The organism is Enterobacter sp. BNK-16 (assembly GCF_048684955.1).
GTDB classification, from domain to species: domain Bacteria; phylum Pseudomonadota; class Gammaproteobacteria; order Enterobacterales; family Enterobacteriaceae; genus Enterobacter; species Enterobacter bugandensis.
In genome coordinates, this window is sequence record NZ_JBLQTQ010000001.1 from 1,297,937 (window position 1) to 1,311,422 (window position 13,486).

Annotated in this window: 11 protein-coding genes; 2 read left to right on the forward strand and 9 right to left on the reverse strand. The window is 55.1% G+C overall.

Annotated features, from left to right (window positions below):
• Positions 1-14: 14 nt before the first annotated feature.
• The 4 genes from ACMGGH_RS06250 to yiaK are packed head-to-tail and all read right to left on the reverse strand — an operon-like array spanning position 15 to position 3,806.
• Positions 15-1,334, reverse strand: coding sequence for an MFS transporter (locus ACMGGH_RS06250; protein WP_232949099.1), 1,320 nt, complete (start codon positions 1,332-1,334; stop codon positions 15-17).
• 42 nt (positions 1,335-1,376) lie between these two features.
• The gene (locus ACMGGH_RS06255) at positions 1,377-2,303 is read right to left on the reverse strand and encodes a DUF4862 family protein (protein ID WP_219357966.1); all 927 of its coding nucleotides are present in this window, start codon (positions 2,301-2,303) and stop codon (positions 1,377-1,379) included.
• 26 nt (positions 2,304-2,329) lie between these two features.
• Positions 2,330-2,797: a YhcH/YjgK/YiaL family protein gene (locus ACMGGH_RS06260; protein ID WP_041911627.1), complete on the reverse strand. Its 468-nt coding sequence runs from the start codon at positions 2,795-2,797 to the stop codon at positions 2,330-2,332.
• Between the two features lie 10 nt (positions 2,798-2,807).
• Positions 2,808-3,806, reverse strand: a complete 999-nt coding sequence (gene yiaK / locus ACMGGH_RS06265) for a 3-dehydro-L-gulonate 2-dehydrogenase (protein WP_232949098.1) — start codon at positions 3,804-3,806, stop codon at positions 2,808-2,810.
• A 224-nt stretch (positions 3,807-4,030) separates the two neighbouring features.
• Here yiaK and yiaJ point away from each other — a divergent pair, with 224 nt between their 5' ends.
• The gene (yiaJ, locus tag ACMGGH_RS06270; protein ID WP_041911625.1) at positions 4,031-4,849 is read left to right on the forward strand and encodes an IclR family transcriptional regulator YiaJ; all 819 of its coding nucleotides are present in this window, start codon (positions 4,031-4,033) and stop codon (positions 4,847-4,849) included.
• Positions 4,850-4,853: 4 nt separating this feature from the next.
• Here yiaJ and avtA read toward each other — a convergent pair whose 3' ends face one another.
• Positions 4,854-6,110 (reverse strand): valine--pyruvate transaminase, encoded by a 1,257-nt coding sequence (gene avtA, locus ACMGGH_RS06275; protein ID WP_193359856.1) that lies wholly within the window; start codon positions 6,108-6,110, stop codon positions 4,854-4,856.
• A gap of 199 nt (positions 6,111-6,309) precedes the next feature.
• Positions 6,310-8,340, reverse strand: coding sequence for an alpha-amylase (locus ACMGGH_RS06280; RefSeq protein WP_232949097.1), 2,031 nt, complete (start codon positions 8,338-8,340; stop codon positions 6,310-6,312).
• Between the two features lie 314 nt (positions 8,341-8,654).
• Here ACMGGH_RS06280 and ACMGGH_RS06285 point away from each other — a divergent pair, with 314 nt between their 5' ends.
• The gene (locus tag ACMGGH_RS06285) at positions 8,655-9,479 is read left to right on the forward strand and encodes a protein bax (protein WP_032644950.1); all 825 of its coding nucleotides are present in this window, start codon (positions 8,655-8,657) and stop codon (positions 9,477-9,479) included.
• Between the two features lie 39 nt (positions 9,480-9,518).
• Here the strand turns inward: ACMGGH_RS06285 and xylR are convergent, their stop codons facing one another.
• From xylR to ACMGGH_RS06300, 3 genes are read right to left on the reverse strand one after another with little or no spacing between them, the layout of a single operon-like run.
• On the reverse strand, positions 9,519-10,697 hold the full coding sequence (gene xylR / locus ACMGGH_RS06290) for a D-xylose utilization transcriptional activator XylR (protein WP_041911622.1): 1,179 nt from the start codon (positions 10,695-10,697) through the stop codon (positions 9,519-9,521).
• A 33-nt stretch (positions 10,698-10,730) separates the two neighbouring features.
• A complete protein-coding gene (xylH, locus tag ACMGGH_RS06295; protein WP_028015066.1) occupies positions 10,731-11,912 on the reverse strand; it encodes a xylose ABC transporter permease XylH in 1,182 nt (393 codons plus the stop codon).
• Positions 11,890-13,431 carry a xylose ABC transporter ATP-binding protein gene (locus ACMGGH_RS06300; RefSeq protein ID WP_232949096.1) on the reverse strand — a complete coding sequence of 514 codons (1,542 nt, stop codon included), beginning with the start codon at positions 13,429-13,431 and terminating at the stop codon, positions 11,890-11,892. The genes xylH and ACMGGH_RS06300 overlap by 23 nt, the downstream gene beginning before the upstream one ends.
• Positions 13,432-13,486: the final 55 nt, after the last annotated feature.

The window sequence follows — 13,486 nt, forward strand, 5'->3', positions numbered from 1 at the left end:
GTTGGGTGAGGGCATCAGGCCGCACGTTTATGCGGATTCACCGTGGGATTGGGTTCTGCTCCGGCATCACATTTCGCTGGCAACAGCAATGCCAGCAGCGCAGCCAGTGCCAGAGAAATCGCCAGGCAGTAAACTCCCGCGTCTTTGCTGTACAGCGTTATCAGTACGCCTACCGCATAAGGGCCGCAGAATCCGCCGAGGTTACCAAGCGCATTGATCACACCGCGCGCACCGCCTGCCATTTCGGCGCTAAACAGACGTGCAGGAATCGTCCAGAACACCCCAGCGGCGGACTGCAGGAAGTATCCGCAGCCGACCAACGCGGCATAGGCCAGCCAGGTGTTTGCCTTCAGCGCCACGGAGAGGAACATGCAAAGTGCGAAGCCAATCAGCGGCAGGGAGACAAACAGCTTGCGCTTGCCGGTGCGGTCAGAAAGCGTAGAGAACAGGAACATCCCCGCAATGGCACCGATGTAAGGCAGAATGGCGAGCACCCCGACCTGGCCGATGCTGGTGTGCGTCAGCTCTTTCAGGATGGTGGGCAGCCAAAGGGTATAACCGTAAATCCCGGTCTGGTAGAAGAAGTTCAGGGCGATTAATTGCCACATGGTTTTATCGGAAAGCACGGCGCTCAATGAGGCATTTTTCACCTCTTTTCCGGCGATGGCCTGCTGTTCAGCGGCCAGCGTTTGCACCAGATAGTTTTTCTCGGCCTCTGAGATCCAGCGGGCTTCCTGCGGACGGTCGTAAACGGTGAACGCCCACAGCACCAGCACCACTATGGACATCAAACCTTCAATGATAAAAAGCCAGCGCCAGTCGAGCGCGGTGATAATCCAGCCAGAAAGTGGCGCGGTGATGATCCCGGCAATCGGCACGAACATGATCACAATCGCGTTGGCGCGGCCACGTTCGGCATCCGGGAACCAGTTGCTTATCATCGTTAACACAACAGGCAGCATCCCGCCTTCCGCCACGCCGAGTAAGAAGCGCAGCACCAGCAACTGATACTGGTTGGTGACAATACCGGTCAGGACTGAGATGACTGCCCAGGCGACCAGGGACCAACCGATAAACTTCTTGCCGCTACCATGAACAGCAATCTTGCCACCCGGAACCTGCAGGAACAGATAGCCGATAAAGAAGATCCCGCCTGCCAGGCCTGCCATGGTGGCGGAAATACCCAGTTCTTCATCCATACCTCCGGGCATCGCAAAGGCGATATTTACGCGGTCCATGTAAGAAATAATGCAGGCGATAAGAATAGGTGGAATGATTCTTAGCCAGCGCTGGCGCGGAATATCCGCATGTAGAGCATTCGTTGAAATATTCATAGTTAATGTCTCTGTGAATGTAATCGGAATATGTTTTTATTTTTATTGTGTCGCTTTTTTCATAGCGCTAATACCGTCACGCAAAATGGCGATGCGATGGCTGACATCAGCATTAGCATTTATTTCCAGTAATTTAATACCGGAGAATTTCAATGTTGCGGCGCTCGCCGCAGTAAAGAGTGATGTAGCCTGTTCAGTCGTCATTAAACTGTCGGCACAGAACGAAGAAAACGGCGCGTGCAGATCCTGCCACTCGCCATATTCGCCGCGTGTGGTGGTGCCAGAGAACATCAGCGCGCCCAATTTTCCGGCTTTACATGCGGCCTGAACGTGTTCAAGCGGAACGGTGGAATTACGGCCTTCAATGGCCGACCGTGCCCAGTTGATGCAGACGCTGATGTCGGTTCCGTTTACCACCTCCAGCACCTGTTCTAAGGGTAAAAAACCTTTACGCGGTGCAGGTCCGGTCATGGCATCGCAGTGTTCCAGCACCAGATCGCAAGACCAGTTCCAGCTCACAATTTCGCGGATTGAGCGGGAGAATGCCTCGGTGGCCTGTTCGACGGATGCATTCCCGGCCTGCGGCGCCGCCTGCATCTCCAGGGCTATGACTTTTCCCGGAAAACGCACATTTACAGCGTCAATTTTCTGGTGCAGATGCCGGTAAAATTCAACGCATGCTTTACGTTGTTCTTCGTCTGCTGATGCCAGACCAAATGCGCCGTTCGTGCCACGACGGCGCATGGTTTCCATCACCGCCGTGACCACGATTTGCCACTCGTCCGGCGTATGACGGAACAGCCACTCGTCACCGAAAGGATGAAGGTTTTCCAGGCAAGGTTGTTCCAGCCCTCGTATGTACGGTGTGTCGGAAAGTTCCCGCCAGAAGGATTGTTCTTCTTGTTCCCCTTTCTGGTGAAACGAGGGTGCGCAGGGGTACGCACCAATAATAAAACCGGTGTTGGTCATTTCGCGTTCCTGTATTCGTCAGAAAATTACAATAATTCGCTGATTGCCACTTTCACCACAATTTTACGAATTACCGTTTCCTTGTTTTTAATACAGGCAGGACGATGAACATCCTGCGGGAAAAATATGGCATAACTGCCAGGTACCATTTCTATAAACGACTCATTTTCGCTGTCGTGATAAAAAATAATATCTCGTTGTTCCAGTAATGATTCGCTTATTTTGTTATTGCCGGTATCAATAGCGATACCGATTTTCTCTTCACCCCAGGCCAGAAACTGAATATCCAGATAGCGGCGGTGCACTTCAGGACGGTTTTCGTGTTGATCCTTTGTGGTGAGGTCGAGCACCTGGGCAAAAATAGTGCGGCCTTCAATTTCCACCACGCCTGGCTCCAGGGTGGTGAAATCCGTGGTGCGCAGAAAATGAAGCGCTTTTTCAATCGCCAGCGGCAGGCGACACGGATTGGGCTGCGAAATATGTCCGAATATCATCATCCCCTCCTTACAGAGACTGGATTTTCGCCCATACGCTGCCATCAATGGTTATGCCGTTGCGACGGTTCTCTTCCTGCAGACGCGTGAATTCATGTCCCGGCAAACGAACGGCAACATTTTCATCAGCGCGTTCGGCGGTAGTGATGAAGTCCATGATGCGTTGCAGTTTGGCATCGCGGGTTGGCCCGTCGATCAGGCGATCCACTTCAATAGCGATAAAGATCTGCGATACGCCATATTCGTCGCTGTTGTCCTGGGTCACTTCTGCGACGGAAGAGCCGTTAGAGAGCAGGGTTGCGATCATGTCGAGCACGATGGATAAGCCTGAACCTTTCCAGTAGCCCATCGGCAGAATACGGCGGTTTTTCTCAATCACGCCAGGCTCTCGGGTGAGATTGCCCTCGTCGTCAAAGCCGCCATCTACAGGCAACTCGCGCCCGGCCAGGCGGTTCACTTCCAGTATGCCGTAGGAGAACATCGACATCGACATGTCGACCATGGTGATAGGATTCGACGGGATAGCGACGATCAGCGGGTTTGTGCCGATGCAGCATTCTTTTGATCCCCACGCAGGCATTACTGCAATGGAGTTGGTCCAGCAAATTCCAATGTAACCTTTCTCAGCCGCCTGCCAGCCGTAACTGCCGCCGCGCATCCAGTGGTTGGCGTTACGCAGCGCCACCAGGCCGATACCGTGGTCGGATGCCAGTTCGGTGGCGCGATCCATCATCTTTTTCGCCGTCAGGTTGCCGATGGAGCGTCGGGCATCCCACTGTTCGATGGCACCCAGTGAGGTCACCCGTTGTGGCTGGGCGTCAGGGATGATGTCGCCCGCATCCAGTTGCTGAATAAAACGCGGGAAGCGGTTTACGCCATGCGAGTAGACACCGGACTCGGTGGTGCGGGCAAACATCTCTGCGCAGGCATCGGCAGTCTCCACTTTTATGCCGCGATCGAGCAGAACCCGATTGAACGCCGCTTTCAACTCTTCGAAGGTCACTTTCATCCCTGTTCTCCTGTTTTTTAGGGGCAAGTGCGAACGCTTTTTTATCGTTAAATTTCACTATGCGAAATCTGATTTCAAATATAGCGATCAATTTTTATCAGATCAACGACATTCACGTTTTTCAAAAAGCATTAAAATCAACTGGTTGTGTTTTTTCTGTTGAGATCGTGAACTAAACCACACTTTGCGCTACCATCAGGAGCGCGATAAAAAGGAGCGATTTGATGAGCATGAAAGAGAGCGAAATAACGCAGGAAAAAGAGAGGCCAGCGGGCAGCCAGAGCCTGTTTCGCGGCCTGATGCTGATTGAGATCCTCAGCAACTACCCGAACGGGTGTCCGCTTGCGCATTTATCGGAACTGGCAGGTTTGAATAAGAGCACCGTCCACCGGTTACTCCAGGGACTGCAGTCGTGCGGGTACGTTACCCCGGCGCCAGCGGCGGGCAGCTATCGTTTGACCACTAAATTCATTGCTGTCGGGCAAAAGGCGCTGTCATCGCTCAACATTATTCACGTGGCGGCCCCGCATCTTGAGGCGCTGAACATTGCCACTGGCGAAACGGTGAACTTTTCCAGTCGGGAAGATGACCACGCGATCCTAATTTATAAGCTCGAGCCGACAACCGGCATGCTGCGTACGCGTGCTTACATCGGCCAGCATATGCCGCTCTATTGTTCTGCAATGGGCAAGATCTATATGGCCTTTGGTCATCAGGATTACGTGGCCAGCTACTGGCAAAGCCATCAGGAACAGATTCAACCGCTGACGCGCAATACCATCACTGAACTGAGTGCTATGTACGATGAGCTGGCGGAAATTCGCGATCGCAGCATGGCAATGGATAAAGAAGAGAACGAGCTGGGTGTCTCCTGTATCGCCGTGCCGGTGTTTGATATTCATGGTCGAGTGCCGTATGCGATCTCCATTTCGCTGTCGACGTCCCGCATGAAGCAGGTTGGCGAGAAAAACCTGCTCAAGCCTCTGCGCGAAACGGCAGAGGCGATATCAAAAGAGCTGGGTTTTAACGTGCGTGAGGGGTAGCGTGTTACTGGCTGCCTTCGTGCCACGCTTTTTCAATTTCTTCGGCGAGAATTTTGACGCCCGCTTCGATTTTTGCCGGATCGGGCACGTAGTTCATGCGCATGCACTGGTGCGTGTGCGGCCACGGCTTATCCAGACCCGGGAAGAAGTAATCGCCCGGCACCATCAGCACGCCACGCTTTTTCAGTCGCTGATAGAGCAGTTCTGTAGTGATCGGCAAATCCTTAAACCACAGCCACAGGAAAATCGCTCCTTCGGGTTTGTGGATCAGGCAGCGTTCTTCCGGTAAGTAGCGGCGAAGCGTCGCAATCGTCTCCTGAACGCGCTGGTAATAGAACGGTTTGATGACTTCATTAGACAGACGCAGCAGGTCGTTGCGCTTGATCATTTCGCACATCATCGCCGGGCCGATACCGCCCGGTGAAAGGCTGATAATGCCGTTCATATTGGTAATGGCGGTGATGATTTTCTCGTTGGCGATGATGATGCCGCAGCGGCTGCCCGGCAGACCCAGCTTGGAGAGGCTCATGCACAGGACAATGTTCGGGTTCCACAGCGGACGTGCTTCGCTGAAGATAATGCCCGGGAACGGCACGCCGTAGGCATTGTCGATCACCAGCGGAATGCCGTGCTGATTTGCCAGCGCATCCAGCTTCATCAGTTCGTCATCGGTGATCACGTTGCCCGTTGGGTTAGTCGGGCGTGATACGCAGATCATGCCCGTCTCTTCGCCAATATGCAGGTGTTCAAAATCGACGTGATACTTGAACTGGCCTTCCGGCAGCAGCTCAATGTTCGGACGCGCGGAGACGAACAGATCCTCTTCCAGGCCGGAATCGGCGTAGCCGATATACTCCGGCGCCAGCGGGAACAGCACTTTTTTGGTGGTGCCGTCGGCGCGACGCCCTGCGAACAGGTTAAACAAGTAGAAAAACGCGCTCTGGCTGCCGTTTGTTAGTGCAATATTCTGTGGTTCGATATCCCAGCCCAGCTCTTCACGCAGCATTTTGGCAAGGAGAGTCAGTAGCTCGGTTTTACCCTGCGGACCGTCGTAATTGCAGAGCGCATCGGTCGCTTTGCCGTTTTCCAGCATCTGCGCGAGCAGCATCTGGAAATAGGTTGTCATCTCCGGAATTTGCGCCGGGTTTCCGCCGCCGAGCATGATGGCGCCCGGTGTGCGCAGCCCGTCGTTGAGGTCCTCCATCAGGCGAGTAATGCCTGAATGGCGGGTGAATTTGTCGCCAAAAAGTGAAAACGTCATAGCAGGTGTTCTATCGAGCTTATTTTGAAAGTGGGTAACCATAACGCTAGCACTGTGCTGGTGCAAATCGGGAGATGTGGTCGGATTTGTTGTTTTGTATGGTCGAGAGGGATTTGTGTAGTGAATAGTTCTGTTGGGTTTCACCCCTCACCCCGGCCTTCTCCCAATGCGGGGAGAGGGCCAGGGTGAGGGGGGATAATTATTGATTACCCGCCCATACCACCATCACCTTATCGCCCTTGTGCTCGCGCACGAAGCCGTACCCCTCTTTCAGCGACAGCGTGGTTTGCTTGCCTTCACCGATCGCCGGATGGCGGGCGCGGAACTGGCCCAGCGTTTGCCAGTGGGCGACGGTTAAGGCCTGCTTGCCCGTCACGTCCTGCCAGTTCATATCCGAGCGGGTACCCTGCAGCGGGTCAGACCCCGTCGGGCCAAACGGACGCTCGGATTCATCACCGTAATAGATTTGTACGCTGCCCGGTGCCAGCAGGAGCAGCTCCGCAGCGCGCTGGCCTCCTTCGCGGAACAGGCGTGTGTCATGGGAGGAGAGATAGCTCAGCACGTTGAAGCTTTGCAGCTTTTCCGCCATCTGCTGCCAGGTGAGATCCATATCGGCCAGGCAATCCACCGCTTTTGCCGCCTGCTCCTGATAATCAAAGTTGATCATCGCGTCGAAACCGTGGCGGTAATAGTCGCTTTGCATCACTCCGTGACCCCAGGACTCGCCGGTCATCCAGAACGGTGCGTTATCGAGCTTTTTGTCCGGGTTGGCCCCTTTCCACGCGGCCAGCGCCTGACTAGCCTGGTCCTTTAACTGCTGCCAGGCCGCAAGCTCGACGTGCTTCGCGGTATCCACCCGGAAACCGTCAATGCCGTAGTCGCGCACCCACTGGCTGAGCCAGTGGGTGAGATAGTCGCGCGGGGTAAATCCCGGGATGGCTTTCGCGTGGGTATCGGGCTTGTGCTGATAAAAGTTGGGTAATCCGGAAGGGGCGGTGGATTCCGTTTTCAGATCCGGTAGGAACGCCAGCGACATGGTTAAATCGTCGAAGCCGGGGTTGTCGTAATCACCAATGTCGGTGCGGATCCATTTCTTGCCCCACCATTTTTCCCATGCGGCTTTGTCGCTAAAGTTGATGTAATCGTTGAAGCTATGCCAGCTTTGGCCCGCGCCCGGCTTCCAGTCCGTCCAGCGGTCGCCCAGGGTCTTTTTCAGCTCATCACCCTGCAGATACAGCGCGCCAAACTGGTACTCCTGCATGTCCGCAAGCGTCGCGTAGCCCGCGTGGTTCATGACGATATCGAACAGGATGCGAATGCCGCGCCTGTGCGCTTCATCAACAAGATGTCGCAGATCATCCTCGGTGCCCATGTTGGCATCGAGCTTCGTCCAGTCCTGGGTATAGTAGCCGTGATAGGCGTAGTGTGGGAAGTCCCCTTTGGTGCCACCGCCTACCCAGCCGTGGATCTGCTCAAGCGGGGAACTTATCCAGAGCGCGTTCACCCCCAGCTGCTGTAAATAGTCGAGCCTGCTGGCGAGCCCTTTGAGATCGCCACCGTGGAAAGTGCCAATCTCCTGCATGCCGTCTTTGTGACGACCGTAGCTGTTGTCGTTGCCCGGGTCGCCATTCACAAAGCGGTCGGTTAGCACAAAATAGACGGTGGCGTTCTGCCAGCTAAACGGCGCTGGTTTGTCGGTTTCGGCGCGCTCAAGCAGCAGCAGGCCACCACTGCTGGCGTCTGGCTGCAGGGTTATGTTTCCGTTCTGCACTGTCGCGGTCTGTTTGCTGTAGAAATCACGCACCACGGTGCCTTCCGGGAAGGTATGGCTGACGTCCAGCGTCAGCGGTTTACCGTCCCACTTCGGGCACTGGCGGATAACGCTTGCAACCGGCTGTTCTGCGGTACTCTGAATTGTCAGCAGCAGCGTGGGCGTGCCGGATCGGGTATCAATCCGCATCTGGTATTCACCGTCGCGGAAAAGGCGCCACTGCGGCGGAGACCCGGCGCAGGGCTTGAGCGACAGCATCTCATTGAGTTTTATCGCCTCCGAAGGCTGCCAGCACGTCTTGTCAAAACCCAGCGTCAGAGGACGCGTACCCTTCGTAAGCTTTGCCTGGCTGGTGAAAACCCCAGTGCCTTCGGCGCGAAATGCGTTAAACCCCGGCGATGACCAGTCGGCATGTGCCAGAGCGGGTAACATCAGAAAAGCTAATGCGGTGCGTTTCATTCCATTTTCCTGTCGCGGCATTTTTGACCAGTGTGCCATCAGGTTGTGGTTAAAAACTCATCCCCCATCGCTTTCTGTCGGGAGGATCTGTGAGGATGAGTGATCCCGCGCGAAATGAGACAGTTATCTGCGATATCGCACACATTTTTTCAGGAATGATGTTTTTATGAGCAAGTTTCAGATGACATAGTTTCGGATTTGGACTATTTCTATACGTGCTCTTGAAGTCTATTTTTGATATGATTTGAGATTCCGCTCTCAAATTTGTGAAAAAAATAAGGTGTTGGGATGATTACATCCGACCAGGAGACCTAATGATATCGACTCCCATTCGACGATATGGGGCCGCGATACTCATGTTACTCACCACGACATTTTCGGGTGGGGTGCTTGCGAAGACGCACACGGATACAACGAGTAAGAAAGCCCACGTAATAAAGACGACAAGTAGTAAGGTTAGCAGTAAACAAGAGTATTCTCGCAATAGTGCAAAGAGTAGTTCACTTCCTGATTTGCGAAAATACCCTTCCGGAACACCAAGAAAAAAAGCGTTTCTCCGGACGGTAATGCCTTACATAACAAGTCAAAATGCCGCGATTACGGCGGATCGTAACTGGTTAATTTCAAAACAGTACGATAGCCGCTGGTCGCCGTCTGAACGCGCGCGTCTGAAAGACATCACGAAGCGCTACAAACTGAGCTGGAACGGTAACACGCGTCGCGTACCGTGGAATGCTCTCCTTGAGCGTGTGGACATTATCCCAGGCAGCATGGTAGCGACCATGGCAGCAGCCGAAAGCGGCTGGGGAACCTCTAAGCTGGCGCGTAATAACAACAACCTGTTCGGCATGAAATGTGCGAAAGGGCGTTGTACGAATGCGCCTGGCAAGGTGAAAGGCTATTCGCAGTTTGAATCTGTGAAAGATTCCGTGAACGCCTATGTGGTGAATCTGAACACGCACCCGGCCTACTCATCGTTCCGTAAATCACGCGCTCAGCTGCGTAAAGCGGACCAGGAAGTGACGGCCAGTACGATGATCCACAAGCTGAAAGGTTATTCGACGAAGGGACAGAGCTATAACAACTATCTGTTTGCTATGTACCAGGATAACCAGCGCTTAATCGCCGCCCATATGTAATCTCAAAAAAACGCCTTCCACTGGAAGGCGTTTTCTTTTCTAGATCAGCACCTCGCTGTGGCGATCCCGGTACTCTTTCGGCGTGGTGTCATACTCTTTGCGAAACACCGAATAGAAATACTGCAGCGACGGATAGCCGCACATCTGCGAGATTTCGTTGATCGACAGTGACGTAGAGACAAGCAGGCTGCGGGCCTTCTCCAGCTTCTCCGCATGAATGACGGCATGAATGGTTTCGCCCACCTCTTCTTTGAATCGCTTCTCCAGATTCGAGCGGGAAATGCCCACCGAGTCCAGGACCTGATCGACCTTAATCCCTTTGCAGGCGTGGTTGCGGATATAGTGCATGGCCTGAATGACGGCCGGGTCGCTTAGGGAGCGATAATCGGTTGAGCGACGCTCAACGACGCGGACGGGGGGAACCAGCAGGCGCTGAAGCGGCAGAGCCTCTTTATCCAGCAGACGGTGCAACAGCTTTGCCGCCTGATAGCCCATCTGACGTGTGCCCTGTGCTACGGAGGAGAGCGCCACGCGGGACAGGTAGCGGGTCAGTTCTTCGTTATCAATGCCAATCACGCACAGTTTTTCGGGCACCGGGATATGCAAATGTTCGCAGACCTGCAGCACGTGTCGGGCCCGGGCGTCCGTAACGGCAATAATGCCGGTTTGCGGTGGCAGCGTTTGCAGCCAGTCCGCCAGGCGGTTTTGCGCGTGCTGCCAGTTTTCCGGTGCGGTTTCCAGCCCCTGATAGACCACGCCGCGGTACTTCTCCTGTGCGACCAGCTGGCAAAATGCATGTTCACGCTCCACGGCCCAGCGCTTGCCGCTGGTGGCGGGTAAACCATAAAACGCGAAGCGATGGACGCCTTTCTCCTTTAAATGGAGAAAGGCGGCCTCGACCAGGGCATGGTTATCGGTGGCGATGTAGTGGACCGGCGGGTAGTGTTCGGGTGAATGATACGAACCGCCGACGCCCACAATCGGCACGTCGACGTCGGTCAGCAACTGCTCGATAATGGGATCGTCATAGTCGGCGATGACGCCATCACCCAGCCAGTCTTTGATGTTCTCCAGACGGGTGCGGAAATCTTCTTCAATAAAAATATCCCATTCGGATTGCGACGCCTGCAAATATTCACCCACGCCTTCGACCACCTGACGGTCGTAGGCTTTGTTGGCATTGAATAACAACGTAATGCGGTGACGCTTTTCAAACATGGCTCGCTTCCCAATTAAGTCACAATGCGGTTATCAGGCTCGTCGCTTGGTGGCAGAGTCCATCCAGACTGCCAGTAAAAGAATGGCCCCCTTGACGATATACTGCCAAAACGTCGGGACGTCCATCATACTCATCCCGTTATCCAACGACGCCATGATAAATGCCCCCATGACCGCGCCCGCCACGCTACCGATACCGCCTGCGAGGCTGGTGCCACCGATGACGCAGGCAGCGATAGCATCCAGCTCGGCGATGTTACCGGCGGAAGGAGAGCCTGCCCCCAGACGCGAGCTGAGGATCAACCCGGCGATAGCGACCATCAGGCCGTTAATGGCGAAAACCGCCAGCTTGGTACGTTCGACGTTAATACCCGACAGGCGGGCAGCTTCAAGGTTGCCGCCGATGGCATAAATACGACGGCCAAACGCGGTGCGCGTCGCCATAAACATGCCGCCGAGCAGTAACAGCGCCAGCAGCAGTACCGGCGTCGGAACGCCGCGATAGTCGTTAAGAAGCCAGATGGCGCCCAGCACAATGACCGCCGTCAGCGCCTGACGTCCTACCACGGACGTTGACGCTGGCGACGCAAGACCCAGCGCCTGACGGCGCATACGTCCACGCCACTGCCATGCGACAAACGCCAGCAGTCCCACCACGCCGATCGTAAAGCCTATGCTATCCGGGAGGTAACTCTGGCCAATTTGCGACATCGCCGCGCTGGTCGGGGAGACGGTCGTGCCGTTGGTGATACCGATCAAGATCCCGCGGAAGGCCAGCATTCCCGCCAGGGTGACGATAAACGATGGCACCTTCCGATAGGCAACCCACCAGCCGTTCCAGGCCCCTAAAACCAGCCCCAGTACCAGCGTCACCGCCACGGTCAGCGGCAGCGGCCAGCCGAGCCAGACGTCAAAAATGGCCGCCACGCCGCCGAGAAGACCCATCATCGACCCGACCGACAGGTCGATTTCCGCAGAGATGATCACGAACACCATGCCCACGGCCAGGATGCCGGTGATGGCGGTCTGGCGGAGCAGGTTTGAGACGTTACGCGCGCTTAAGTACGAGCCATCCGTCATCCACGTGAAGAACAGCATGATGACGATAATCGCCGCGATCATCACGAAAACCTGCAGGTTCAGCGCTTTTAGCCCCGCGAACGCGCCGGGCGTCGGAACAGCGACTTTGATATCAGACGGATTGCTTTTCGACATGACGTTCGCTCCTTAAAGCGGCTTCCATCACCTGCTCTTGCGTCAGGTTCTGGTTAATCAGGTTGGCTTTCAGTTTCCCCTCGTGCATGACCAGCACGCGGTCGCTCAGGCCGAGCACTTCGGGTAACTCAGACGAGATGACAATGATGGCAATCCCTTGCTGTACAAGCTGATTAATCAGTTTGTAGATTTCGTATTTGGCACCGATATCGATCCCGCGCGTCGGCTCATCAAGGATTAATATGCGTGGATTGAGGAGCAGACAGCGCGCCAGAATCGCCTTCTGCTGGTTACCACCGCTCAGTCGGCCAATCGCCAGTTCCGGCGAGGAGGTTTTGACCTTCAGCCGGGCAAGTGACTGAAGGATGCACTGCTGCTCGGCGGCATCATCCAGGCTGCTCAGCGCGCCGGAGAACCGATCGAGTGCCGCAAGGGTGATGTTTTTACCCACCGCCATGACCGGTACGATGCCGTCTTTTTTGCGGTCTTCCGGAACCATGGCAATGCCGCGGGCAATCGCCTGCTGGCAGTTGTCGATTCTCACGGGCTGGCCGTCTATATATATCGTGCCCTCCCAGCGCCCTGGCCACACGCCAAACAGGCACTGCACGGCTTCGGTACGCCCGGCACCGACGAGCCCAGCAATCCCAAGAATTTCGCCGCTGTGAAGGGAAAACGAAACGTTATTGACCCGCTTAATGTGGCGGTTAACGGGGTGCCACGCGGTCAGGTTTTCCACGCGCAGCACTTCATCGCCCTTAGTGTGGGGCTCATTCGGGTAGAGCGCGGTCAGCTCGCGGCCCACCATCATGGTGATGATGTCATCTTCACTCATGCCCGCAGCTTCACGCGTGCCAATGTGTTGCCCGTCGCGGATCACGCAGATGGTGTCCGAAATGGCTTTTACCTCGTTCAGCTTGTGCGAAATGTAGATGCAGGCGATACCGTGGTTTTGCAGATCGCGGATGATATTGAGCAGAACCGCAGTTTCCTGTTCGGTGAGCGACGCCGTTGGCTCATCGAGGATCAGCAGCCTGACCTGTTTATTCAGCGCCTTCGCAATTTCGACCAGCTGCTGTTGCCCCAGGCCCAGGTCGCCCACGCGGGTATCCGGTGAAATGTTGAGGCTCACCTGCGCCAGCAGCTTTTCACAGCGGAGCGTCATGGTGTCGTAATCCAGCACGCCGTGGCGGGAAATCTCGGCTCCGAGGAAGATGTTCTCCAGCACGGTGAGATGTTTCACCAGCGCCAGCTCCTGGTGGATGATGGCGATGCCTTTACGTTCGGTGTCGCGAATGTGCGTCGCCTGGATGACTTCACCGGCAAAGACAATTTCGCCTTCGTAACTGCCGTGCGGGTAGATCCCACACAGGACTTTCATCAGCGTTGATTTGCCCGAACCGTTCTCGCCACACAGCGAAACCACTTCGCCAGGGTTCAACCGGAGACTGACGTTGTCGACGGCTTTCACCGCGCCGAAGCGCTTGGTGATGCTTTTCATTTCAAGTAAATAAGGCATAACTGCTCCACATAACCCGAGGGAAGAACAGTACAACGTGATGCGCCCCCGCAGA